Source organism: Mesorhizobium sp. USDA 4132, from assembly GCF_056279545.1.
On the sequence record NZ_JBWCCP010000003.1, the window covers coordinates 59,962 to 82,920 of the forward strand.

Annotated in this window: 26 protein-coding genes; 16 read left to right on the top strand and 10 right to left on the bottom strand. The window is 58.6% G+C overall.

Annotated features, from left to right (window positions below; all coding sequences use genetic code 11):
• Positions 1-151 precede the first annotated feature (151 nt).
• The 3 genes from ACZ9IU_RS30765 to ACZ9IU_RS30775 are packed head-to-tail and all read right to left on the bottom strand — an operon-like array spanning position 152 to position 2,403.
• Positions 152-550 (bottom strand): ubiquitination-like system serine protease family protein, encoded by a 399-nt coding sequence (locus tag ACZ9IU_RS30765; protein ID WP_040125943.1) that lies wholly within the window; start codon positions 548-550, stop codon positions 152-154.
• Positions 540-1,748: a ThiF family adenylyltransferase gene (locus ACZ9IU_RS30770; RefSeq protein ID WP_040125942.1), complete on the bottom strand. Its 1,209-nt coding sequence runs from the start codon at positions 1,746-1,748 to the stop codon at positions 540-542. The genes ACZ9IU_RS30765 and ACZ9IU_RS30770 overlap by 11 nt, the downstream gene beginning before the upstream one ends.
• Entirely contained in the window at positions 1,723-2,403 is a 681-nt protein-coding gene (locus tag ACZ9IU_RS30775; RefSeq protein ID WP_498957859.1) for a multiubiquitin domain-containing protein, read from the bottom strand. The genes ACZ9IU_RS30770 and ACZ9IU_RS30775 overlap by 26 nt, the downstream gene beginning before the upstream one ends.
• Before the next feature lie 267 nt (positions 2,404-2,670).
• Between ACZ9IU_RS30775 and ACZ9IU_RS30780 the strand changes: the two genes are divergently transcribed.
• Together ACZ9IU_RS30780 and ACZ9IU_RS30785 are read left to right on the top strand one after the other, a co-directional pair.
• Positions 2,671-2,967, top strand: coding sequence for a hypothetical protein (locus tag ACZ9IU_RS30780; protein WP_040125941.1), 297 nt, complete (start codon positions 2,671-2,673; stop codon positions 2,965-2,967).
• Positions 2,964-4,112, top strand: a complete 1,149-nt coding sequence (locus ACZ9IU_RS30785; protein ID WP_051900752.1) for an ImmA/IrrE family metallo-endopeptidase — start codon at positions 2,964-2,966, stop codon at positions 4,110-4,112. Before ACZ9IU_RS30780 ends, ACZ9IU_RS30785 begins: the two co-directional genes overlap by 4 nt.
• A gap of 146 nt (positions 4,113-4,258) precedes the next feature.
• Here the strand turns inward: ACZ9IU_RS30785 and ACZ9IU_RS30790 are convergent, their stop codons facing one another.
• Positions 4,259-5,389, bottom strand: a complete 1,131-nt coding sequence (locus tag ACZ9IU_RS30790) for an RHE_PE00001 family protein (RefSeq protein WP_040125940.1) — start codon at positions 5,387-5,389, stop codon at positions 4,259-4,261.
• A 188-nt stretch (positions 5,390-5,577) separates the two neighbouring features.
• On the opposite strand from ACZ9IU_RS30790, the gene ACZ9IU_RS30795 reads away from it, so the two are divergent.
• Positions 5,578-6,726, top strand: coding sequence for a site-specific integrase (locus ACZ9IU_RS30795; protein WP_040125939.1), 1,149 nt, complete (start codon positions 5,578-5,580; stop codon positions 6,724-6,726).
• An 88-nt stretch (positions 6,727-6,814) separates the two neighbouring features.
• Here ACZ9IU_RS30795 and ACZ9IU_RS30800 read toward each other — a convergent pair whose 3' ends face one another.
• Entirely contained in the window at positions 6,815-7,249 is a 435-nt protein-coding gene (locus tag ACZ9IU_RS30800; RefSeq protein WP_040125938.1) for a type II toxin-antitoxin system VapC family toxin, read from the bottom strand.
• Entirely contained in the window at positions 7,249-7,491 is a 243-nt protein-coding gene (locus tag ACZ9IU_RS30805) for a type II toxin-antitoxin system Phd/YefM family antitoxin (RefSeq protein ID WP_040126068.1), read from the bottom strand. The genes ACZ9IU_RS30800 and ACZ9IU_RS30805 overlap by 1 nt, the downstream gene beginning before the upstream one ends.
• Before the next feature lie 151 nt (positions 7,492-7,642).
• Here ACZ9IU_RS30805 and ACZ9IU_RS30810 point away from each other — a divergent pair, with 151 nt between their 5' ends.
• Complete coding sequence (locus ACZ9IU_RS30810; protein ID WP_040125937.1) at positions 7,643-8,560, top strand: recombinase family protein; 918 nt, start codon at positions 7,643-7,645, stop codon at positions 8,558-8,560.
• Between the two features lie 19 nt (positions 8,561-8,579).
• Here the strand turns inward: ACZ9IU_RS30810 and ACZ9IU_RS30815 are convergent, their stop codons facing one another.
• Complete coding sequence (locus ACZ9IU_RS30815) at positions 8,580-9,386, bottom strand: sulfite exporter TauE/SafE family protein (protein WP_040125936.1); 807 nt, start codon at positions 9,384-9,386, stop codon at positions 8,580-8,582.
• Positions 9,387-9,427: 41 nt separating this feature from the next.
• Between ACZ9IU_RS30815 and ACZ9IU_RS30820 the strand changes: the two genes are divergently transcribed.
• Positions 9,428-9,787 (top strand): HIT domain-containing protein, encoded by a 360-nt coding sequence (locus ACZ9IU_RS30820; RefSeq protein ID WP_065814827.1) that lies wholly within the window; start codon positions 9,428-9,430, stop codon positions 9,785-9,787.
• A gap of 286 nt (positions 9,788-10,073) precedes the next feature.
• Here the strand turns inward: ACZ9IU_RS30820 and repC are convergent, their stop codons facing one another.
• The 3 genes from repC to repA form a co-directional block, all read right to left on the bottom strand.
• On the bottom strand, positions 10,074-11,288 hold the full coding sequence (gene repC / locus ACZ9IU_RS30825; protein WP_040125935.1) for a plasmid replication protein RepC: 1,215 nt from the start codon (positions 11,286-11,288) through the stop codon (positions 10,074-10,076).
• Positions 11,289-11,478: 190 nt separating this feature from the next.
• Entirely contained in the window at positions 11,479-12,513 is a 1,035-nt protein-coding gene (gene repB / locus ACZ9IU_RS30830) for a plasmid partitioning protein RepB (protein WP_040125934.1), read from the bottom strand.
• A complete protein-coding gene (gene repA, locus ACZ9IU_RS30835) occupies positions 12,510-13,733 on the bottom strand; it encodes a plasmid partitioning protein RepA (RefSeq protein WP_040126066.1) in 1,224 nt (407 codons plus the stop codon). The genes repB and repA overlap by 4 nt, the downstream gene beginning before the upstream one ends.
• Positions 13,734-14,109: 376 nt before the next feature.
• Between repA and traI the strand changes: the two genes are divergently transcribed.
• Genes traI through trbH form a run of 11 tightly spaced genes read left to right on the top strand, consistent with a single transcriptional unit; the run spans position 14,110 to position 22,951 of the window.
• On the top strand, positions 14,110-14,733 hold the full coding sequence (gene traI, locus ACZ9IU_RS30840; protein ID WP_040126065.1) for an acyl-homoserine-lactone synthase: 624 nt from the start codon (positions 14,110-14,112) through the stop codon (positions 14,731-14,733).
• Between the two features lie 10 nt (positions 14,734-14,743).
• Entirely contained in the window at positions 14,744-15,721 is a 978-nt protein-coding gene (gene trbB, locus ACZ9IU_RS30845) for a P-type conjugative transfer ATPase TrbB (RefSeq protein WP_040126064.1), read from the top strand.
• Positions 15,711-16,094 carry a TrbC/VirB2 family protein gene (locus ACZ9IU_RS30850; protein ID WP_040126063.1) on the top strand — a complete coding sequence of 128 codons (384 nt, stop codon included), beginning with the start codon at positions 15,711-15,713 and terminating at the stop codon, positions 16,092-16,094. Before trbB ends, ACZ9IU_RS30850 begins: the two co-directional genes overlap by 11 nt.
• Positions 16,087-16,386 carry a conjugal transfer protein TrbD gene (locus tag ACZ9IU_RS30855; RefSeq protein ID WP_040126062.1) on the top strand — a complete coding sequence of 100 codons (300 nt, stop codon included), beginning with the start codon at positions 16,087-16,089 and terminating at the stop codon, positions 16,384-16,386. Before ACZ9IU_RS30850 ends, ACZ9IU_RS30855 begins: the two co-directional genes overlap by 8 nt.
• 10 nt (positions 16,387-16,396) lie before the next feature.
• Entirely contained in the window at positions 16,397-18,847 is a 2,451-nt protein-coding gene (locus ACZ9IU_RS30860; RefSeq protein ID WP_040126061.1) for a conjugal transfer protein TrbE, read from the top strand.
• The gene (trbJ, locus tag ACZ9IU_RS30865; protein WP_040126060.1) at positions 18,825-19,631 is read left to right on the top strand and encodes a P-type conjugative transfer protein TrbJ; all 807 of its coding nucleotides are present in this window, start codon (positions 18,825-18,827) and stop codon (positions 19,629-19,631) included. Before ACZ9IU_RS30860 ends, trbJ begins: the two co-directional genes overlap by 23 nt.
• Positions 19,625-19,801 carry an entry exclusion protein TrbK gene (gene trbK, locus ACZ9IU_RS30870; RefSeq protein ID WP_040126059.1) on the top strand — a complete coding sequence of 59 codons (177 nt, stop codon included), beginning with the start codon at positions 19,625-19,627 and terminating at the stop codon, positions 19,799-19,801. Before trbJ ends, trbK begins: the two co-directional genes overlap by 7 nt.
• Positions 19,802-19,805: 4 nt before the next feature.
• A complete protein-coding gene (gene trbL / locus ACZ9IU_RS30875; RefSeq protein WP_040126058.1) occupies positions 19,806-20,993 on the top strand; it encodes a P-type conjugative transfer protein TrbL in 1,188 nt (395 codons plus the stop codon).
• 20 nt (positions 20,994-21,013) lie between these two features.
• Positions 21,014-21,676: a conjugal transfer protein TrbF gene (locus ACZ9IU_RS30880; RefSeq protein WP_040126057.1), complete on the top strand. Its 663-nt coding sequence runs from the start codon at positions 21,014-21,016 to the stop codon at positions 21,674-21,676.
• 15 nt (positions 21,677-21,691) lie between these two features.
• Positions 21,692-22,507 carry a P-type conjugative transfer protein TrbG gene (trbG, locus tag ACZ9IU_RS30885; protein ID WP_040126056.1) on the top strand — a complete coding sequence of 272 codons (816 nt, stop codon included), beginning with the start codon at positions 21,692-21,694 and terminating at the stop codon, positions 22,505-22,507.
• Positions 22,508-22,510: 3 nt separating this feature from the next.
• The gene (gene trbH, locus ACZ9IU_RS30890) at positions 22,511-22,951 is read left to right on the top strand and encodes a conjugal transfer protein TrbH (protein ID WP_040126055.1); all 441 of its coding nucleotides are present in this window, start codon (positions 22,511-22,513) and stop codon (positions 22,949-22,951) included.
• Positions 22,952-22,959: the final 8 nt, after the last annotated feature.

Genomic DNA, 22,959 nt, shown 5'->3' on the forward strand with positions numbered 1-22,959 from the left:
CGCTTGGAGCCGCGAGCGACCTACCCTGGCGGGCATACGCACTCGAAGACACTTCTGACCATGCTGATCAGGCTTTCAGGGTGGTGAAATTCCGATCTACGCAAAGGCCAGCGGCCTATGGCCGCCGGCGCTTCATCTGTCATATACGCCTTTAGCCAAGAAGGCGCTTCAGCCACGCCCAAACATTGCCCAGCCACCCCTTCTTTTTATTATCGTAGTAGGCTTGACGCCGACGCTGCTCGCGGTGCCGTCCTGCCAGCACCTCTTCCGGTGTCCACTGACCACACCAGACGACGCGGCCGTCTTCGATAACGTAATGGCTCTGGCAGGCTTGCTGCCAATTTCCGATTGATGGCCACATGCTGGGCCCATCGATGCAATCTTTGACCGCCCATTCCGTCGGCGCGAGAGGCGTGCGAATCTTTGCACCACAACCGCAGGCGCACAAATGTGCCGCGGTTCCGTAGGTTTCGGACACATAAAGGATTCCCGGTGCCAACTGCTTGGGCATAAATTCAACGCGGCAAATCTTGAAAGTATCAGTCTTCATCGTCGGCCTCGTCCAGTGAGGCGATTTTCATATCAGCAATCTCGAACAGAAAGTGATAGGCCGGCTTTTCGTCAGTGTAAAAACCCCGAACTTTTTTATATTTTACAACCGCCAGAGCTGCATTGAGCGCGTTTAGCTCGCCGATCTGGATATTGGTCCGATAGATGTTGTCTTGCGGATCGGACAGCTCTGACAGCTCCTTCGCCATAACTTTCATGGCCTTCTCAGCCGAGTAGTAGGTTACTCGAAGCATACCGCTCAACGAACCATTTCGGCGCTTTGGTCCCATGCCGACGTCAATGAAGGGGATTTTCAAAGCAATCAAAACATCAAAGATCGCCTTTCTGGAAGATCCCTTATCCACACAGACGAACGCAAATGTCATTCCACGGAGGTCATCTATGCTTTCCGCAGTAACCACCTCCGGCTTAAGCAAAAGCCCATGCCGGAAAGACTCGTACCGCTCCTGATAAACGTCCGACTTTTTTCGCCCAAACTCTTGCTCCGGAAGAAGGCTTCCGGGCGAACGGAAGGCATTGTGGACATGATAATCATCGCCGTCGAAGCCGCGAACTTCTTTTACCGGCGTCTTGACCATCAGGTCCAAGACATAAGCGCCGGTACCGCCGAGCCCGATGATCGCGATGACATCGTCTTTGAACTTCGCCGAGAGCTCCGAGATTTCCGCCCTGCTCGTCAGCGTATCGCGAATTTTAAACACCGGCTCCTCGAGCCCAGACTCAACCACCCGAAAAGTCAAGGGCGTCACCACGTGACGTTCGATAGCAGGGCCAGAGATAACGCGAACGTAACTTTCGACCTTCTCGAAAAAATCCTGAAAGGTCGACCAGACACCGTTCTTGAACGGCTTGTTCGAAAACTGGCGCTGGACCCTCACATCCCGAGCAGCAGAACTAAGTGCCAAAGTCGTCTCGCCGCCACCTAGGTTGGTTATTTTCGACCCATCTATGTTGTGGGGGTGAGCTCCAGCAAAGAACACCTGATGATCCTGCTGGCTCACATGAAGCTGATCCGTGAACACAAGCGTTGTCACGATTGCACCAGTCTGCAGCTTTCCCTCTGCGTCGAGGTAAGGAATATCGCGGATGATAAGATAGTTGCTATCAAAACCAACAGCATAACCCTTCTCGACCAAGCGCTGGATATCGCGATTATGACTGACCAGTTTCTGAAACATAGAATACCATCCTGTTTACAACTTTGACGGAAGATCCCTTGACGAGAATGCCCTCTGGCTTGTTGCGAGGGCCATCCTTGTATCGAACTGCATAGGTGATCTCCGGGTGCTGCGCGTAATCAGGCACCTCTAGGCTTACCACCTGGTCGAATGAGATCCGCTTTTCGGTCCACTCGTGCGGAGACCCCTCAACGATGATTATTACGCGGCCACCATGCAGGCGGGTCGCGAATTCCTCGACACCCTTCTTCGCGATATTTACCTGATCGGTCGGCTCGATGATCTTATCCGGCTCGTCCTCGCGCTTCAGAAGCAATTCCAGACTGCCGTCCTCCTGCATGATGAGCCGTATAATCGTGTGGCCGCTGATCGACGCCTCCGGCCATACCATACTCAGTCCATCCACGACCAAGTTGTACGTGGCGTCTCCCTTGATCACGAAGAACCTGATCGACTTCGTGAGGTCGGCCACCTCATTTGGGCGAAGAGCTTCCAATTCAAGATTGGGCAACTGCTGAAGAACCAAATAATCAGTCACGGGATGAGCCCTGACTGCTTCGGCAATCTGGCCGCCGGTTACTTTCTGATCGTCGAAGGAATGTTCGGTGAATTGGAATGTCGCGCCACCAATTTGGGCTTTGTACTCGCTGGGCAAGGCAATCTCTCCTTTCATGAGAAGCCGCGGTATCGTGCGGCGCGCCTACTCTGTCTGGATCAGACCGAATTCGGCCCAGTTCCAGTTTGGAAGTTTCATTTCCGCGGACCCATTTTCTGCAAAGCAGTAGGTTGGCTCCACCGTCTGACTGTGATAATAGTTCCACGAAATGGAACGCTTACTTTATGGCATGAGTCGGAAGGCTTGGCAATAAGAGTTCCACATATGGGAACTATTTTATTGTTAACCGGAGCGGCGTAGTTTTCGATGAAACTGATGGGAACCTCTAAGCTCCGCGCTCTGATCGATGAAAATGCGGAATCTGCGGGAGAGATCGGCGCCTTCGTCGCCGAATTGGCCGATGCGCAATTCGAATCCCAGGCCGAATTTCTCGAACATTATCCATTGGCAACCGCGAAAGGTGCACAGATGCGAATCCCACTTACCGACAATTTCATGGTTGAAATGTTTATCAAGTTTGACGTGGGCATGGTCCTGATCGATCGAACGGTTGCACGCGACACCGTACAGCCTCGCCGGACAAAGAGCGCGAGAGCGGCATGACAATTCGCCCTATTCGCACCGAAGAAAACTATGAAAAAGCGCTGGAGCGAGCACGTCAGCTCATGACCGCCGCTGATCAGAAGTCAGTCGACGAACTAGAGATCCTACAAGCTCTTATTGAGAAATGGGAGCGAAACAACCACGCTATTGCCAATGTGTCGCCTGCCGAAGCTATCAGGTTTCGCATGGCGCAGAGCGACATGAAGCCGCGTGATCTCATCCCTTACCTTGGTAGCAAGTCGAGAGTATCTGAGATCCTGAACGGACAACGGCAGCTGACTGTAGATCAGATTCGCGCATTAAATTACCACCTCAACATTCCGACAAGCTCGTTGATCGGTACCATCAAGCACGAATCTGCCAGCAAGACTTCGAGCGCCGCAAACTCGGTGGTAGAGAGATTGAGGTCGCTTGACGTCATGGCGGTCAGCGAGGATCTACGGGGATTCATGGCGCGAGCTACCGCGTCGGCACCCGCAGTAGCGATGCTAAGGAAATCCAGGACGGCACGAACCAATGCCAAGACCGACTTCACTGCGCTGGAAGCCTGGTGCGGCGCCGTGATGGTGAAAGCAGATGCGGTGAAAGTGAAAAGGGCCACTAAGGTAAACTACACTTCTGCGGCTCGTTCCATCGCGAAAATAAGTGCACGCCCGGATTGGGCCACCGCGATTTTTGATGAATTAAATGCGATGGGAATTGTATTGGTCATCCTTGAGCACCTTCCTGGAACTTATCTAGATGGTGCTGCCATGTGCCGCAGTGATGGAGCCCCGATCATTGCGCTTACCCTCCGGCATGACCGCATCGACAACTTCTGGTTTACAATGATGCATGAATTCGCCCATGTCGCTTGCCATTTAAGTGGCGAAAACCCGGTGATCTTGGATGATCTCGACGTCGGTAGCTCGGAAGGCATAGAGGCGGAAGCAGACGAATTTGCTCGAAACGCCCTTATTCCTAAGGAAATCTGGGAGAAGCATGTCTCGAGTGACATGGAAACAGATGAACTAGAAGCACTGGCAGAGGAAGCTGGAATTCATCAGGCAATCGTTGCCGGCCGTTGGCAGTATGAACACTCTGAATACAGAAAGTTCTCACGCCTCCTTGGGCGCGGTGAGCCTCGTCGTCTTTTCAAATCATGATCCCGAAGGGTGCGGCAGCGCCGTATCTTGAGATTATTCTCGGTGTCCGCAGGCTTACCTGCGGACACGCAACGGCCCCGTGACCAGAGATAAAATAGACACGGAAAGGGGAGCGATCTAGGCGCCAACTGATCCCGGCGAATGCTTTAAATTATCCCCCACGCCCGAAACCTCCCCCTCCCCGTCATTTCCCTGAGGCCGAGCTCCAAAACGATCCGCCGCGCCGCCTGCGGCGTGACGTCGAGCGTCTTGGCCACCATCCCTGCCGACACCAGCGGCTTGGCCATGACGAGCTCGACCAGCTCCGGCAATTTCGAAGACGTTCGTCTTCCCAACAATTTGCGTTCCATCATCTGCCGGGCAAGCGTCAGCCGGTCATGTTCCTTCATGCCGATCTCGGCGGCCGCCAAAAGTCCTTGGGCGATGGCGAGCAACCGCGTCTCCCGATCGCAATGACGGCGGCGATCGACGGGAATGGTTTTCAGGCCGAGGTTGATGGCGGCGAGATGGGCGCCGGTGGTGATGCCAGCCTCCCTCACGATCGACGCCGCGAACAGCCGGCCAAGCCAGGGCGCGTGCTGCAGGACCGAAATCTCATTCCAGGCATCAAGGGCGATGATCGCCTGCAGCATTGCAGGCAAATGTTGGGCCTGCCGCAGGACGCCGCGCCATTCGTCGAGCCGGGCATCCTCATCCCAGTCGAGATCATAGACCAGCGGATCGGCCGGAGCCCGGCCGGGCTTTTTTGCTCGTTCGATCGCGGCGTCAGAGCGCGCGAGGATCGCATCGATGGCGGCATAGTCGACGCCGGGAAGCCCTTCGGCTTCGTCGATGTCCTCCCCCTCCCCTTTTAGATCATTCACGGCAGCGCGCCGAATGCCGCCCGCCACCTCTCCCTCGTCGGCGCCCACCGGTGTGATCTCCGCGGTTTTCCGCACCGTCCGAACGCCCTCGGGCGAAAGCGCCCAGCCGGGAGACTGAGCAGCGATGCGCCGGCGGGTCCTCAAAACGTCGCGGGCGATGGTCAGTTCGTGGGTGGGTGTGCGAATATCCCGGGTGTTGTCATGGAGGACGAGGTCTTCGAGGTGGACGAGTTCGCCGTCGATCCACAGCGAGGCGCAGGCGTCGGTGAAATGGGCGCGTTCGATCCAGCCCTCGCCGACGGCTGAGCGGGCGATGCGCTCGTCAAGACGCGTCAGCGCGAGACCGGCGTCGAAAACCGGCCGCATCAGGGCTGTCATGCTGATTTTCGCGAGATCGTAAACCATTGAAATCATGGTAAACGATTTGTGAAAGGAAATCTATCTCGGCATTACAGTTCGCCACTGGATATGATGCTCCAGCGCATCGCTGGCCATCGATAAGTACTGGTTATCGATGATAGTTGATCTGGAGCCGCAAATCAGAAAGAATCGGGTAAAGCACGGTCCCAGCGGCCGACGAAACCCGCGATTTTGGAGCGACCGTGGCCAAAACCAAGAAATCAGCCACCGCGGTGGAGCGCCGCGCCGAAGAGCTCGACACCATCGCCGCCGTCTTGCCGATCGAGCGCCGCGACGAGCTCGCCGAACTCTTGACCGACCACGACGTCGAGACGCTGCGCCATCTCGTCAACCAGGGTATGGGCGACAACACGCTGCGGGCGCTGACCTCGGATCTCGCCTATCTGGAAGCCTGGGGATTGGCCGCCACCGGACAGTCGCTGCTCTGGCCGGCGCCCGAAGCGCTGCTGCTGAAGTTTGTCTCCCATCACCTTTGGGACCCGCAGCACCGCGAGACCGATCCGGATCACGGCATGCCGGCCGATATCGACGAAAAGCTTCGGCACCAGGGGTTTCTGAAATCCGTCGGACCCCACGCGCCAGCGACCGTGCGCCGGCGGCTGGCGAATTGGTCGACGCTGACTAGGTGGCGCGGCCTCGACGGCGCGTTCGCCTCCCCTGCCCTCAAGTCGGCGATTCGCCTCGCCGTTCGCGCCGTCCCCCGGGCGCGGCGCCGCAAGAGCGCCAAGGCGGTCACCGGCGATGTGCTGGCAAAGCTGCTGGCGACCTGCGCCACCGACAGTCTCCGCGACCTCCGCGACCGGGCGATCCTGATGGTCGCATTTGCGTCCGGCGGCCGCCGGCGCAGCGAGATTGCCGGACTGCGACGCGAACAGCTGACCGTCGAGCCGCCGATCCCGGTCGAGAGTGGCCCTCCCCTCCCCTCCCTTGCCATCCATCTCGGTCGCACCAAGACCAGTACTGGCGAGCAGGACGATGTCGTCTATCTGACCGGTCGGCCGGTCGAGGCGCTGAATGCCTGGATGACGGTGGCCAAGATCGAGAGTGGAAGCGTGTTTCGCGGGATCGGACGCTGGGGGACGGTTTCTCGACGCGCGCTCGATCCGCAGTCGGTCAATGCGATCATCAAACAACGAGCGACGATGGCGGGGCTGGATAGTGGGGAGTTTTCTGCGCACGGCTTGCGGTCGGGATACCTGACCGAAGCGGCGAACCGCGGTATCCCCCTCCCCGAGGCTATGGAGCAGTCTCGGCACCGATCCGTGCAACAGGCATCAAGCTACTATAACAACGCGACCAGGCGCAGTGGTCGCGCGGCGCGGCTGCTTTAAACCAGGATGAACTCGGTACGACTGAGAAGTCGTCGTCTCCCGACCAATCTCGTTTGAACTGCCGGACTTCCCGAGAAAGCCCCCTCCCCTACAACTCCGGCAATGCCTCAAACGGATCGACTACCCGAACGCCCAAGGGTCCGAAATGGCGCATATTGCGAGTCAAGACCGTCAACCCATGTACTTTAGCCGTGGCGGCTATCGCAATGTCTTCAAAACCCGGCCGGTGGGCGCGAGCGTCATCAAGAATCCGGCCAGCGGCATGCGCGCACCTGAGATCGAACGGTAACAGCTTCTGCGCGTAGAGATATTCGATGCTCTCCCACCAATCTTTCAGCCGCTGTGCCTTGGTGGACGCACCATCCCGCTCGGCTTTGGCGATCCCGGATTTGACCTCAGCGGCCGAAATGACCGACAAAAACAATTGCGAACTTGCCTTATCGAGCCATTCGACCAGCTGGCCGGAACTTTGCCGTTTGGACGGGGCGAGGGCGGATATGACGTTCGTATCGACCAGGAACATCAGAGATCAACGTCTCGGGGCGGGTTGCTGCTGCGAGCAGGGATATCAGTCTCATCGCCGGGGAACGCTGCCAACAAACGGCCAAAGCTTGGCACGCGGGATAGTTTTTCATACTCCTCGAATGAAAGCACTACGGCTTCCTTTTTGCCGTGTCGAGTGATGATGGCCGGATTGCCATGGATGGCCTGGTCGATAACCGCCGAAAACGTCGCCTTGGCATCCTTGAGCTGGATTTCTCTCACATCGGGCTCCATCTGTGACTATAGTAGTCATATAACAGGAAGAGGTTATTTGGGCAAGAGTTAGAAGTTTCCAAAAACGGCCACATCCGGTCGTTTTCTCACGCATGCTTTACCTGTACAAACCACCCTAAAGCGGGCCGCTGAAAGCCGGATGGCAAAGAGGCAAACAGTTAAAGTTCCCCAGCTTCCGAAGCGGCTCATCGGCTACGCCCGTGTCTCGACAGAGGACCAGCTTCACGACGCCCAGATGGACGAGTTGCGCGCAGCTGGTTGCGATCGGATTTTCCAAGAGCATGGTTCTGGAGCATCTCGCGCACGGCCGGTTTTGACGCGACTACTTGGCGAACTCACCGCCGGCGATGTCCTTGTCGTTGTCCGGCTGGATCGCCTTGCGCGATCGGTGAGCCACCTGCTGCAGGTCATCGAAGACCTGGAGGAGCGCGGTGTCCATTTTCGATCGATCCGGGATCCGATTGATACCTCGACGCCGCAGGGTATGTTTTCACTCCAGGTTCTCGGCGCGGTCGCGCAGCTCGAGCGAGCGCTGATCGCCGAACGCACCAAAGCGGGCGTCAAGGCGGCCAAGGCGCGTGGCAAGCTTCCTGGGAATCCCGGCCTGCGAGAACGGCGACCGGAGGCAATCAAAGCGGTCTCACATGCACGCCAGAAACTCTATATCGGTGAACTCATTGCGTCCGCGCAGACGTGGTTGCCACTGGTGCGGCAACTCCGGCCGCAGCACAGCTGGGACAATGTGGTTCGGGTACTCAATCGCAGCGGCCGTGACTGGACGGTTGAGCGCCTTCGCCGTGCCGTCCATCGCATGGTCCGCGAAAAGCTTGCGGAAAAAGAGCTCCTTGCCCGGTCCCCTCGCCGCGCGCCGGAAGACCACCTGATGAAGCTTGTGGCGGCGATCGCGATTGCAGACCCCGGTCTATCGCTTCGCGACATTGGCGCTCAATTGGACCAGATGGGAGAACGGCCTTCACGGGGCGGTAAGAAATGGCAGCCTTCCTCGGTCCGAAACCTGCTAGACGAAGCCCATCGGTTTGGTCTTATCCGCCGCTGACAGATCGACGACAGATGGATCACTTATGCCGCCAGACCTTCACGGCCGAGAGCAGGAGTATGACCGCTAGAAGCGGTAGCAGCACGTAGCTGGGAATGATGCCCAGAAGCTTCCCGCCGACGAATGTGCCGACGATCGAGCCGGCGGCCATCACGAGCACAAAGGTCCAGTTGCGTCGGATGGCCGAAAAACTCTGGTCCTGACTATAGCGTGCAAACCCAACCAGCATTGTCGGGAGGCTCACCGCAAGCGACAGGCTTCCGGCCAGCTTAATATCAGCGCCGAATAGGAGAACTAGCGTCGGGATCAGTAGCTCGCCGCCGGCGACGCCCAAGAGGGCCGCTACAATTCCGATAATGAAGCCGGCAACGATACCCGCCGCGATCTGCAGAGTGCCGGTGACCAGCGGCTGGCCGGCCGAGGCCTCGTGGCCGACCATCAGCACAACGGCAATCACGACCAGCATGATCGCGATCACGCGGTACAGAGTTTCTGAGCGCAGGCGGGTGGCCCACCCTGCCCCAAACCAAGCGCCAACCAGGCTGCCGGCGAGCAGATTGACGATAATCGGCCAGTGCGCCAACACGTCGGCGAAGGGTACGGCTGCCGCGCGAAACGGCAGTGCAGTCGCGACGACAACCAGACTCATCGTCTTGTTTAGGATTACCGCTTCCAAACCTGGAAAGCCGAACAGGCTGATCAACAGAGGCAGGCGAAATTCCGCTCCGCCGAGACCGATCAGGCCGCCGAGCGCTCCGATGGCCGCCCCGCCAAGGAAGGCGGTGGGGTTGCTGCGCGTCAGTGTCGTGTTGGCAGGGCCGGCCATGGCCGATATATTCCTTTAGATATCCGGATTGAGTTGGACTTATGCTGACAAACCCAACGAGCTGCAAGTGGTATGATCACGATGGCGAGCCCGTTGCCGCCAACGCTTCTCATTACATGGTGGACAAGCCGCATCCGAACCATCCGGCAGTGCTGGTAGTGGCGAGGCGCCACGTCGAAAGTCCGTTCGAATTGAAAGCTGAGGAATGGGCCGACCTCGGCGAAATGCTCGATCAACCGCGTACTTGGCTGGCGCAGCACGAACCGGAAGACTTTACGATCGGCTGGAATGTTGGTGTTGCCGGCGGCCAGCATGTCTTCCACGCCCACATGCACGTCATTTGCCGATTTGCCGGCGAGGTGCCGGCCGAACGCGGCTTGCGGGATTTTATCCTGAGATAAGTGCCGCGTGAGCTGCCCGCTGCATCGAGCAGGATGAGTCCGAACATCACGATCGCGCAACAGCTAAGCAGAGCTGTGACGAGGAGTGATGCAGGGATGCCAATGTTCGCCTCACCAGTGCGAGGACGAACGGCGCCAAAGCAGACAGGACATCCTCGCCGCCATGATTTGGCCCTGGCGTTTGCCATAGCCGTCACTCCCGATGAGACGCTGCGCGACGTTTCGTTGTTCCGGAGGTAATGCAAAACCCTGACAGCTGTCAGGGTTTTGCATTACCGAAGCAGCTCTAGCCGACCGCCCTATCGCCTTGTCCATGAGCTCTCAGGAGCGCCATAAGAACCGGCCCCAATGAAAATTCGCCCCGTGCCGCCTTGCGTGTCAGGTCTCGGAGATATCCCCCCGGCGAGTTGATGTGCCCAGTCCGCTCAAGAATGCAAGCCATAGCCGCAGCCGCATTCTCTGGCCCCATCACCTCGCAGGCCTCTTGATAGGCCGAGGGGCTGACGCCCAGCATCGACCGAACGACCACCGCTGCACCCATCATTTCGCGCCAACTTCCGATCGTACCACCAGGCCCATACATCGCGATCTCGGGGCAAGCCCGCATCACCATCCCAAGCGGAAAATTCCGGACCGGCTCACGCTGCGGCCGACAATCGTCCACTGTCTTTGCGCCCTGCTCGTTTCGAGAGCTAGGTTCAAGTTCATGGATAGATTCGGGTTTTGAATTCTGTATGTGACGCTCATTGTGAGCAGCATTGGTGCTATTTTTTTCGTCTTTTTGCTGCATTTCCAGGATGTTGATAATCTCCTGCTGCAGGAGCTCCATCTCATCCAGGATTGAATTCACGTCACTAAGCGTTGGAGAGCGCGGAATCCTGCTTACGAGACTGATATACATCGCTTCGATGTTTTCCCAGTTGCCCGATGCACCTTCCTCGATCGCGGCAGAAATGAGCTTTCGAACGTCGCGCCTGCATATCGTCAAATTTTCTTTCGCCCGCCGGAGTGCAAAACGATCGGCAACGACCTGCTGCGCCATCATGGCGAGCTCATCCACTCGAAGGAGCAACGGTGACAGGTCAAAGCCGAATGCGCTATCGATCGCGCCGGCCTTGTCCTTCCGGGCGTAACGCTTTCCGTTCGCGCTGTCCCTCCGCACGATCAGTCCTGCCTCAATGAGCAGGGCCAGATGTCTGCGAAGCGTAGCGCCGGCGATACCGTGCGCCCGAAGTGTTAGTTGCGCGTTGGACGGAAAAACGATGAGTTGCGCATCTTGGCGCAATTCGTTGTCAGGATAGAAGCTCAGGAGCGCGTCCAAAACGGCTAGGCTGCGATCCTGCAGCCCAAGCAACTCCCTTGCTTCGGAAGCATCCCGAAACACCTTCCATTTATCCGCCGTCTTGCCTGGCTTGATCGAACTCGCCTCGATTTGCCGCCTCACTAGGGCAAGCGTCATCGGCCGCCGCCCGAAGGGCGTCGTCACACTACCAATCTGCATTTTCTTCACCTTCAAAAAGGCAAAAGAAACCTGCTCACCAAATTACGGTGCCAAAGACTCTTGACTGGGATTCGGGGAAATGCGATTCTCTAGTTGTCACACATTGAGAGAGGCTTCCACGACGGCAACGTTTAGGGGGCCTTTTTCTTTTGCAGTTCTTCCTTTCTTCACCTCCAAACCCTGACAGCTGTCAGGGTTTCTCGTTTTCTCGCAGGCGGGCAAAGCGCTCCGTGAGCGCTGGAAGCTCCGCCTCAACAAACTTCAAAAACTCGACCCCGAGTGAGCCCTCGGCCGAAATTCGAACCTCTTTCGACGACATCAACAAAGCGCCGAGCTTTGTTCCGCTCTTGTCTGTGATCGGACTTGGCGCCCGACGATCCGTCGATGCTGGCTTGATGGCGTTCAACGCACGCTGAAACCTTTGATCGGATGTCTCAACATCGCCTTTTCTATCCAGCGCAGCGCGCAGGGTATCAAGCGTTCCCGCATTGCCCGCAACTGTCTTGGCAAGATCGAGCCAGCGTGGCCGCCCGATCTTCGGAGCCCTCCCAATGGCTTCGATGATATCCGTGGGAATGATCCTGTAGACATTCCGCATCCGTGCCAGTTCCGCGTCTTCGATCGACAGCGCCGCGTAAATGTGCCGAGGCTTGATACCCGCATCATCCATGCGCGATGCAAATAACGCGCGCTCAATCCAGGTGAGGTCTTGGCGGCCGGCGTTCTCGATGCCTTGTGCAAGAACGAGGTCGAGGTCAGAAATCTCGACTTCGAGAGCGCGAACAGGCCTGTCGAGCTGCATGGCAGCGAGCCAGCGTCGATGACCGTAGACTATCTGGTAGCGGCCTGGCGAAGAGGGGTGTTTGCGGACTTGAACGGGAACTTTTTGCCCCTCAGTCTCGATCGACCGCTTGAACGCCTCGAAGCTCGTTGTGTCATCGTCCGGCAGTCTATCCGGGTAAGGGGAGGGGTCGATGAGCGACGGATCCAACTCGCGAACCGCACCACCACCCGACTCAACGATAGCCTTCAAGCGATCTCGCTCTGTTCGGATATCGTCGATCGCTCGGTGAGCGGCACCGATCACACCTGCACCGACACGATTCCCGGGAACCGGATCAGGAGCCTGCGACGGCTGCTGTTGATCCGCGGCCTGATCACTCTCCAGCTCCGCGGAAAGCAACCCGAAGCTGGCGACAATCGACTTGCGAGGGGATTTGCTCATGTCCGCCCCCAACTGTCATTGACGAGGCGAACAATTGCCTCGTTCACAGCGTCTACCGCCTCGCGGGCACGCTTGTGAGTATCGCGCCCGATCTGCCCCAATTCGAGCTCGTACACCGAACGTTTCGCCAAGCCGGCTGCCTCAACAGCGGTACTTTCGATGGCGGTGGGCAATAATACATCGGAGCCGAACAGGTGCCGAAGCATCGCAACGACTTGCGACTGTGGCGCGTCATTGGGGTCGTGTCGTGTGACCAGATACCGAATGAAGTCCTGGTCCAACTGAGCACCGCTCTCGTTCAGAACACTAATCAGATCCCCCATCATGAGAAGGAACTGGCTCATTGACGCGACGTCCAGCATGGCCGGGTGGACCGTAATGATCATGCTGGTCGCTGCGTATATCGCGCTCAACGTCAGAAAGCCGAGCGACGGCGGAGTGTCAAGAAGCACGACGTCATAGTCCGCCTCGACTTCCGAAAGTGCGAGTTTCAGTCGCTCGAAGAAGATTGCGCCAGAGCTGGACTTGTTCGCCAGGATTCGTGGCGTTTCGTGCTCATACTCCATGACTTCGAGGTTGCCAGGAATGAGGTCGATGCCATCGAAATACGTCTTGCGAATTATATCGCGAATTGGACGACGTTCGGCGTCGTCGTAACGCAAAGCGGCATAGATCGTTTCATTCGAGCCAACGTCAACTTCTGGCTGAGCACCGAACAGAGCAGATAAGGATGCTTGCGGGTCCAGGTCCAATGCGAGAACGCGATACCCGTGAAGGGCTAGATAGTGAGCAAGGTGGACGCAGGTTGTCGTCTTCGCACTGCCGCCTTTAAAGTTGGCTATTGCCAGAACCTGGAGGTGCTCGCCGGCACGACGGCGAGGGAGGAACCGCAAGGCGTCAGCAGGTTTCTGCATCGCGAACAATTCACGCAACTCATTGATCTGGGCCAGCGTGTAGACGCGATGGTTATTTTCCAGCCTGCTGGGAACCGGTCCACGTCCTTCGGTGGACATGAGCTTCAGGGTGGAATCGGGTATGGACGTCAGCTTAGACACTTCGTTGGTCAGAAAGGGTCGCAGGGTCTTTTCCGATTTTGGGGGATACATACGAGTTCTGAGCTGCTGCAATTGCCCGGACAGAAGCCCGGCATGCCGCATGATTTTGCTGCCGGCATCTTCCTTCGAGCCAACAACTGCTTCTACTCGGTTTGCTATCGCCATCTGTCCCTCTTGGCGGCTTTCCACCGGTTTACCGGCCATTGCCCGCCAAAGATAGAACACGATTCTCCGAACTGGTCCAGAAGTTTAGGGTTAACAAAAGGTTAAAGGCAAGGAACAATCTATGCGAAGCTCTTCGGATTTTTGCTTTTCCATTCCGCGAGTTAACCTCAGAAGTCCGGCTCCTTGATCCTGGATTGTTCTCCTGTGAATCCTACAAATCCGAACAGTGTAACAGCGAGGGGATTAGGGGTCCTTGTAGCGCCACACCCCTCACGGAACTGCGACTCACCTCGCGTCGCGCATGTTGAATCCTACAACTGCCCCCAAATTTCGATCTGTGCTGATTTCCCGCGGACCAACAACGACGGAGAATATCATGCAGGTTCTCGCCTTCTCAACGCCCCGGACAATCCAAGAGGCGCACCTCCTCCACACACACTACCAGCTTCGTGCGCGGGTCTTTTCTGATCGCCTGGGTTGGGAAGTCGACGTAACGGCGGGGAGTGAGTCGGATGGTTTCGACGCGCTTCGGCCGACCTACGTTCTCGCGATCGCAGAGACCGGCCAACTGGCGGGATGCGCGAGGCTCCTTCCTACGCTTGGCCCGACAATGGTGGCGGACGTTTTCCCGTCACTTCTCCCCGACGGCCAACTCAACGGTCATGCCGCGATGATCGAGAGTTCCCGCTTCTGCGTCGACACGGCCCTTGCGGAGGGGAGGGGCGACGGCTCGGTCCACGAGGCAACGCTCACAATGTTCGCAGGCATCATCGAATGGTGCCTGGCGAATGGCTACACCGAGATTGTCACTGTAACCGATCTCCGCTTCGAGCGCATCCTCGCCCGCGTCGGATGGCCGCTGCAGCGTTTGGGCGAGCCGAAGAAGATCGGCGTGACGATGGCCGTGGCGGGCACGCTGCCCGCCAATGCGGAGACGTTCCTTCGGCTCCGGCCCTCCAATTACCGTTCTGAACTCACCCCTCTCAGCCAGGCAGCGTAAGGAGAAATCCGTGAACCAGCTTCGCTCTCACCCCCGTCTTGTCCGCAAACTTCAGGAGGCACTCGGCGATCTGCTCTGCGTTGCCCTGGACGACGCGAGTGTCGTCGAGATCATGCTCAATCCGGACGGAAAGCTGTTCATTGAACGACTTGGTCATGGCGTTGTGCCCGCTGGCGAGATGTCGTCTGCTGCCGCGGAGATGGTCATCGGGACAGTGGCGCATGCGCTTCAATCCGAAGTGGACACGGAACAGCCAATCATCTCCGGCGAGCTGCCAATCGGTGGCCACCGCTTCGAGGGTCTGTTGCCCCCAATCGTCGCCAAGCCTGCCTTTACCATTCGGCGCCGCGCGTCACGCCTCATTCCGCTCGAAGATTATGTCCGCACCGGGGTCATGACAGAATACCAAGCCGCCACGATCCGCAGTGCCATTTCCGCGAGGCTGAACATCATCATTTCCGGGGGAACGGGCTCGGGCAAGACGACCCTTGCGAACGCTGTGATCCACGAGATCGTCAGGTCTGCGCCCGAGGATCGCCTCGTCATCCTTGAGGATACTGCGGAAGTCCAATGCGCAACCGAGAACGCCGTTCTCCTGCATACCAGCGATACGATCGACATGGCGCGGCTCCTCAAGAGCACGATGCGGCTGCGCCCCGACAGGATCGTCGTTGGCGAAGTTCGCGACGGCGCGGCCCTGACGTTGCTCAAGGCCTGGAACACCGGCCACCCGGGCGGGGTGGCGACCATCCACTCGAACACCGCCATGTCGGCGCTGCGTCGGCTCGAACAGCTGACCGCCGAAGCCAGCCAGCAGCCGATGCACGAGGTGATCGGAGAGGCCGTCGACCTGGTCATCTCGATCGAGCGGACGCCACGTGGGCGGCTTGTTCGCGACATCATTCAAGTCGAGCGGTTCATCAACGGACAGTACGAGATTGAATCCGATCAGCTCACCGAAGAACAGGAGGCGCGCCATGTCGCGTAAGCATACCCTCATCGCTGCTGCGCTCGTGGCGGCGCCAATCATTCTTGCCTCGGTCGCACCAGCGCTTGCGAGCTCCGGCGGCAGCCTCCCATGGGAAGGGCCACTGCAGCAGATTCAGGAATCAATAACCGGCCCGGTCGCGGGTGCGATCGCGCTTGCAGCCGTGGCCATCGCCGGCGGCATGCTCATCTTCGGCGGCGAGCTCAACGATTTCGCGCGGCGACTTGTGTACGTCGTTCTTGTCGCCGGCATCCTGCTCGGCGCCACCAACATTGTCGGCCTGTTCGGTGCGACCGGCGCTTCGATCGGGCTGACCGACGAGCAGATCACGTCAATTGGTTCGAACAGAGGAGGAGAGGGAGTTCATGGCTGAGTCCCTGTCTGGCCTGCGGCGTAACCGCATCCATCGCGCGCTCTCTCGCCCGAACCTACTCATGGGCGCCGACCGGGAACTGGTCCTGATCACCGGTCTTGCAGCCGTGATCCTGATCTTCGTCGTGCTGACGGCCTATTCGGCGCTCTTCGGCGTCGCTGTCTGGGTCGTGATCGTCGGGCTGCTCAGGGTGATGGCGAAGTCCGACCCGCTGATGCGGCAGGTTTATATCAGGCACATTTCCTACAAGCCCATCTACAAGGCAACCACTTCGCCGTGGCGACGGTACTGAGGAGGTGGCCATGGTAGCTCTCAAACGCTTCCGGGTGACCGGTCCGTCCTTCGCCGATCTCGTTCCTTATGCCGGCCTGGTCGACAACGGTGTTCTCCTCTTGAAGGACGGAAGCCTGATGGCCGGCTGGTATTTTGCCGGCCCGGATTCCGAAAGCGCGACCGACCTTGAGCGCAACGAGCTATCGAGGCAGATCAATGCCGTTCTGTCGCGGCTTGGAAGCGGCTGGATGATCCAAGTCGAGGCCATCCGTATTCCGACAGTCGACTATCCATCAGAAGATCGATGCCATTTCCCCGACCCGGTGACCCGCGCAATCGATGCCGAGCGTCGGGCGCATTTCGCGCGCGAGCAGGGACATTTCGAGAGCAAGCATGCGCTGATCCTGACCTACCGGCCCCTCGAGTCCAAGAAGACTGCTCTCAGCAAATACATCTATTCAGATGAGGAAAGCCGGAAAAAATCCTACGCGGACACGGTGCTCTTCGTGTTCAAGAACGCGGTGCGAGAGCTTGAGCAGTATTTTGCCAACACTCTTTCGATCCGGCGAATGGAAACCCGCGAAACGGTCGAAAGGGGAGGGGAGCGAATTGCCCGATACGACGAGCTTCTGCAGTTCGCGCGGTTCTGCACCACCGGGGAAAGCCATCCAATCCGGCTTCCCGATGTTCCGATGTATCTCGACTGGATCGCCACCGCGGAGCTTGAGCACGGACTGACGCCAAAGGTCGAAAACCGTTTCCTCGGCGTCGTCGCGATCGACGGCCTGCCGGCCGAAAGCTGGCCGGGCATTCTGAACAGCCTTGACCTGATGCCTCTGACCTATCGGTGGTCGTCACGTTTCATTTTTCTCGATGCCGAGGAAGCTCGACAGAAGCTCGAACGCACACGCAAGAAATGGCGGCAGAAGGTCCGACCGTTCCTCGACCAGATATTCCAGACACAAAGTCGATCCGTCGACCAAGACGCGATGACGATGGTGGCCGAGACCGAGGATGCGATCGCGCAGGCCTCGTCGCAGCTGGTTGCCTATGGCTATTACACACCGGTGGTCTTGCTATTCGATAGCGACCGCGAAGCACTCCAGGAGAAGGCCGAAGCGATCCGGCGGGTGATCCAGGCGGAAGGTTTCGGGGCGCGGATCGAAACGCTCAACGCCACCGACGCCTATCTCGGCAGCTTGCCGGGCAACTGGTATTGCAACATCCGTGAGCCGCTGATCAACACCAGCAATCTCGCCGACTTGATCCCGCTGAACTCGGTCTGGTCCGGAAGCCCGGTTGCGCCATGCCCATTTTACCCACCGAATTCCCCACCTTTGATGCAGGTTGCGAGCGGCTCGACTGCGTTCCGTCTGAACCTGCACGTCGACGATGTCGGACACGCGCTGATCTTCGGGCCGACCGGTTCCGGCAAGTCGACGTTGCTCGCCCTGATCGCTGCACAGTTTCGCCGCTACGAACATGCGCAGATCTTCGCTTTTGACAAAGGCAGTTCACTTCTACCCCTGACGCTCGCTGCCGGGGGCGATCACTATGAGATCGGCGGTGACATTGCGGAAGAGGGGAGGGCATTGGCCTTCTGCCCGCTCTCCGAACTCAAAAGTGATGCCGACCGGGCTTGGGCGACGGAATGGATCGAGATGCTGGTCGGTCTGCAGGGCGTCACCATCACCCCCGATCATCGTAACGCAATCTCTCGGCAGGTCGGACTGATGGCGAGTGCATCAGGTCGCTCGCTCTCGGATTTCGTCAGCGGCGTGCAGCTGCGCGAAATCAAGGACGCATTGCACCACTACACCGTCGATGGCCCGATGGGCCAACTCCTCGATGCGGAAGAAGATGGCCTCACGCTCGGCGCCTTCCAGACCTTCGAGATCGAGCAGCTGATGAATATGGGCGAGCGCAATCTCGTGCCGGTGCTGACCTACCTGTTCCGCAGGATCGAGAAGCGTTTGGATGGGTCCCCTAGTCTGATCGTGCTCGACGAGGCGTGGCTGATGCTCGGCCATCCTGTATTCCGCGACAAGATTCGCGAGTGGCTCAAGGTGCTGCGAAAGGCGAATTGCGCGGTGGTCCTTGCGACCCAATCGATCTCAGACGCCGAGCGGTCCGGGATTATCGACGTCCTGAAGGAATCCTGCCCGACCAAGATTTGCCTCCCGAACGGCGCCGCCCGCGAGTCTGGGACACGAGAATTTTACGAGCGCATCGGCTTCAACGAGCGGCAGATCGAGATCGTCGCAACCGCCATTCCGAAGCGCGAATACTACGTCGCCACGCCAGAAGGCCGGCGGCTCTTCAACATGTCGCTTGGGCCTGTCGCGCTGAGCTTTGTCGGCGCGTCGGGCAAAGAGGACCTCAAACGCATCCGCATACTGAAATCCGAACATGGCCACGAATGGCCGATCCGTTGGCTTGAAACGAGAGGAGTTCACGATGCCGCATCGTTACTCAAGTAGGACTAAATGGTTCGCTATCTTCGCGGCGGCCGCCGCCTTCACGATCGTCAATCAAGGTTCGGTGCAAGCCGGTTCAGCCACCGGCGCCGCGACGGAATGGACGCAGCTCGCCAACAACGCGCAGCTTGTGGACCTCATGAAAAGCTCCGGCATCCAGGTCGACAATCAGTTGACCCAGATCAGCCAGCTGGCCGAGCAGATCCAGAACCAGCTGAAAATCTACGAGAACATGCTGCAAAACACAGCGCAGCTTCCTGAGCATGTCTGGGGGCAGGTCGAAAGCGATCTCAACCGGTTGCGCAGTATCGTCGAGCAGGGTCAAAGCATCTCATTTTCCATGGGCAACGCCGACGATGTTCTTCAGCAGCGCTTCCAAAGCTACGCTGACCTGAAGACGAATTTGCCTGATAACGCAACGTTCTCCTCGACCTACCAGTCCTGGTCGGACACCAACCGCGATACCATCGCCAGCTCGCTGAAGGCAGCGAGCCTCACGGCCGACCAATTCGATAGCGAGGAAGATACCATGTCCTCGCTGCGTTCGATGTCCGAAACGGCAGATGGACAGATGAAGGCTTTGCAGGTTGGCCACGAGATCGCCGCTCAGCAGGTTGCGCAGATGCAGAAGCTTCGCGGACTCGTCTCGCAGCAGATGACGATGATGGGAACCCGGCTGCAAACCGAACAGACCGACAAGGATCTGGCACAGGCGAGGCGGGAAAAATTCTTCGGTGCGACGGCTCCCTCCACCTCAGGCGGCGAGAAGATGAAGGTGGAATGGTGAGAACGAAAACACTCCTCATCGTGATCGCAGCGATCCTGGCCGCGGCAAGCACTGGTATCTGGTTTTTGATCTCCGAAAAGCAGGAAGCTCAGGAACGCAGGGCGAAGTTCTTCGGCTCGTCGAACGACCACCCCACATCCGGTGGCGAAAAGATGAAAGTCGAATGGTGACAGGATGACCGCTACGACGACACTTCATCAGCTACGGGCCGCCATGCTCTTTGCCGCCTTTACGGCGGTCGCGGCCCAGCCGGCTCTTGCGCAGGAAGGGTCAGTATTGACGTCGCTCCAGAGCCAGATCACGACTGCAGCGAAGGGGTGGGAAACTACCGTCATGGATGCTGCGAGATCTCTGTTCTGGATCCTCGCAACGATCGAGATCGGCATCGCGGCCGTCTGGCTCGCGATCCAGTCAGCCTCGCTGGACAGCTGGTTCGCCGAACTGGTACGGCGGATCATGTTCGTGGGCTTCTTCGCGTTCGTGCTGGCGCAGGGACCAACCTTCGCCAAGGCGGTTGTAGACAGTCTGTTCCAGATCGGCGCAGGGGGAGGGACGGCGTCACCAGCTGACGTATTCAACGCCGGTCTCACAGTGGCAACGAAAATGTCGGAGAAGGTACAGTTCGGTCTTTTCGAGGACAATGCGCTGGCAATCTCAGCCGCGTTCGCGATGGTCGTGACGGTCATCTCGTTTTCGCTTGTCGCCGCGATTTTCGTGTCGGTGATGGTTGAGATGTATATCGGCCTGCTTGCCGGCATGATTATGCTTGGCCTTGGTGGATCATCCTTCACCAAGGATTTTGCGGTCCGCTACCTGGTCTATGCTTTCTCCGTCGGAATGAAGCTCATGGCACTTGTCATGATCTCCCGCATCGGCTCCGAAGTGCTGATCGGCCTCGCCAATCAGCCCGATATCGGCGACCAGTTTCAGACCGCTCTCGCCATCGCTGGAATCGCCGTCGTCGTTTTCATTATCGCCATGTACGTCCCGAACATTATGCAGGGCGTTGTGCAGGGCGCATCGGTGTCCGGAGGAATGGAAGCGATCCGCCACGGCGGCCAGGCGGCGTCTTTCGCTGCGGGTGCCGGCTTCCTCGCCGCTGGCGCGGCGGGCGCGGGTTTTGCGGCGGCACAAGCGGCACGCGCTGGTGGCTCATCGGTCGCTGGTGCTGCTCTGCGCGGCATGGGCGCGAGCTTTACTTCCGGCGCACAGGCTGCGGGATCAGCCGCGAAGGAAAAAGCGATCGGTTCTCCCGGCGCCTATGCGGGGTCCATTCTCGGGTTGGCCAATGCGAAGCTCGATGAACAGCGTGGCGGTCACAGCGGACCGAAACCTCTTCCCGAACGCAACGACAAACCATAATCGAAACAAGGGAAGAACAAATGGCCGCAAACCGCGCCCCGGAAAACCCGTATCTTGCCGCCCGCCAGGAATGGAGTGAACGCTATGGCTCCTATGTCAAGGCGGCGGCCGCATGGCGCATCGTCGGAGTCCTTGGGCTGGCCATGGCGGTGATCGGCTTCAGCTATGCGATGTATCTGAGCACGCAAGTGAGACTCGTGCCTTACATCGTCGAGGTCGACAAGCTCGGAACCGCGGTCACGGCAGGCTTTCCGGAGCAGATCGAGTATGCCGATGTCCGCGTGGTGCGCGCCACACTCGGTAACTTCGTCACAAGCTTTCGCTCGATCACGCCGGATGCGGTGGTGCAGAAGCAATATATCGACCGCACCTACGCCCTTCTGCGCACGTCCGATCCATCGACGGAGAAGGTCAACGCCTGGTTCCGAGGCAATTCTCCATTCGAGAAGGCGAAAGCTTCGACAGTTGCCATTGAGGTCAACAACATCGTCGCGCTTTCCAATCAGACCTATCAGATCGACTGGACGGAATACGAGCGGGACCGAAAGGGCAAGGAGATCGGCACGCGGCGATTCCGCGGGATCGCGACTGTGACGCTCACCGCGCCACAGGATGAGGCGACGATCCGCCTCAATCCGATCGGCCTTTATGTCCGGGATTTCGACTGGACGGCACAGCTTTAAGGGCAGGGGATTTCGATGCACAGAACACGACTACTATTAGCGGCCGTCGGCTGCACGGCCGGACTCGTCCTTGCGGCGGGCGCGCAAGCGCAGAACATGACGAGCAACGAAGTGAAAGGAACAAATCTCTCCAGAAAGTGGCGGGGCACGCCTGGACTGGTCACGACAGGTCCGGACGGAAAGGTCATCTTTCTGTTTGGCGAGACCCAGCCGTCCGTTATCTGCTCTCCACTACAGGTCTGCGACATCGAACTTCAGGGTGGGGAGATCGTTCGAGACGTGCTTGTCGGCGATACCGTGCGGTGGAAGGTGGAACCTGCCACCTCGGGGGCGACAGGCGGACAGGCGATCCATCTCATCGTCAAACCGTCGGAGCCAGGCCTTCTCACCTCGATGGTCGTGACGACCTCCCGGCGCACCTATCATATTCAGCTCAAATCCCATCCGAGCCAGTACATGGCGCGTGTCGGGTTCGAGTATCCAGAAGATGTTTCCACCAAACTCGCCGACATCAATTCCCGTCTCGAAACGGGCGGCATTCCGGGCACTGCGCCGGACAAGCTGAACTTCTCCTACTCGGTGAGCGGCGGCGCATCGTGGAAACCGAAGCGGGTCTATTCGGACGGGGTGAAGACCTACATCCAGTTTCCGAAGTCGATCTCCGGTCAGGATGCACCAGTGCTCTTCGTCGTTTCCGGTGGCCAGAACCGCATCGTCAATTACCGGATGAAGAACGACGTTATGACGGTCGACTATGCGATCGACAAGGCGATCCTCGTTTCCGGCGTCGGTTGGCGGCAACAGAAGATTACCATCCGGCGGGGAGGCTGAACTATGCGGAAGCTTCTCGCACATTTCGTCGTGGCTGCGCTGCTCTCCAGCTGCCAAACGGCCGACGACGCCCTGACCACCAGTTCCACCCCCGTTGCCGTCACCGGACCCGCCGCGAGCGCCATCGCCGGCGACATGGCAAGCCGCCTGGCTGAACAGATCGGCCCGGCCAGCGCTACGACGACGATCAAATTGGAGAAGGACACGTCGGAGTTCGCGGCCGCCCTCGAGGCGGCGTTGAAGGGGTGGGGATACACGGTGGTCACGGACGGTAAGGTCGCCAAAGACGTCAAGCCGGTCGAGCTTGCCTATGCGATCGACGGCTTCGACGGACAGGTGTTGGCGCGGCTCTCGACGCCATCCATTGCTCTTGGCCGCGCATACACGCCGACGGCGGCCGGCGCCGCGCCGGCCAGTCCGCTTTCGATCATACAGCGCAACTGACGGAGGTT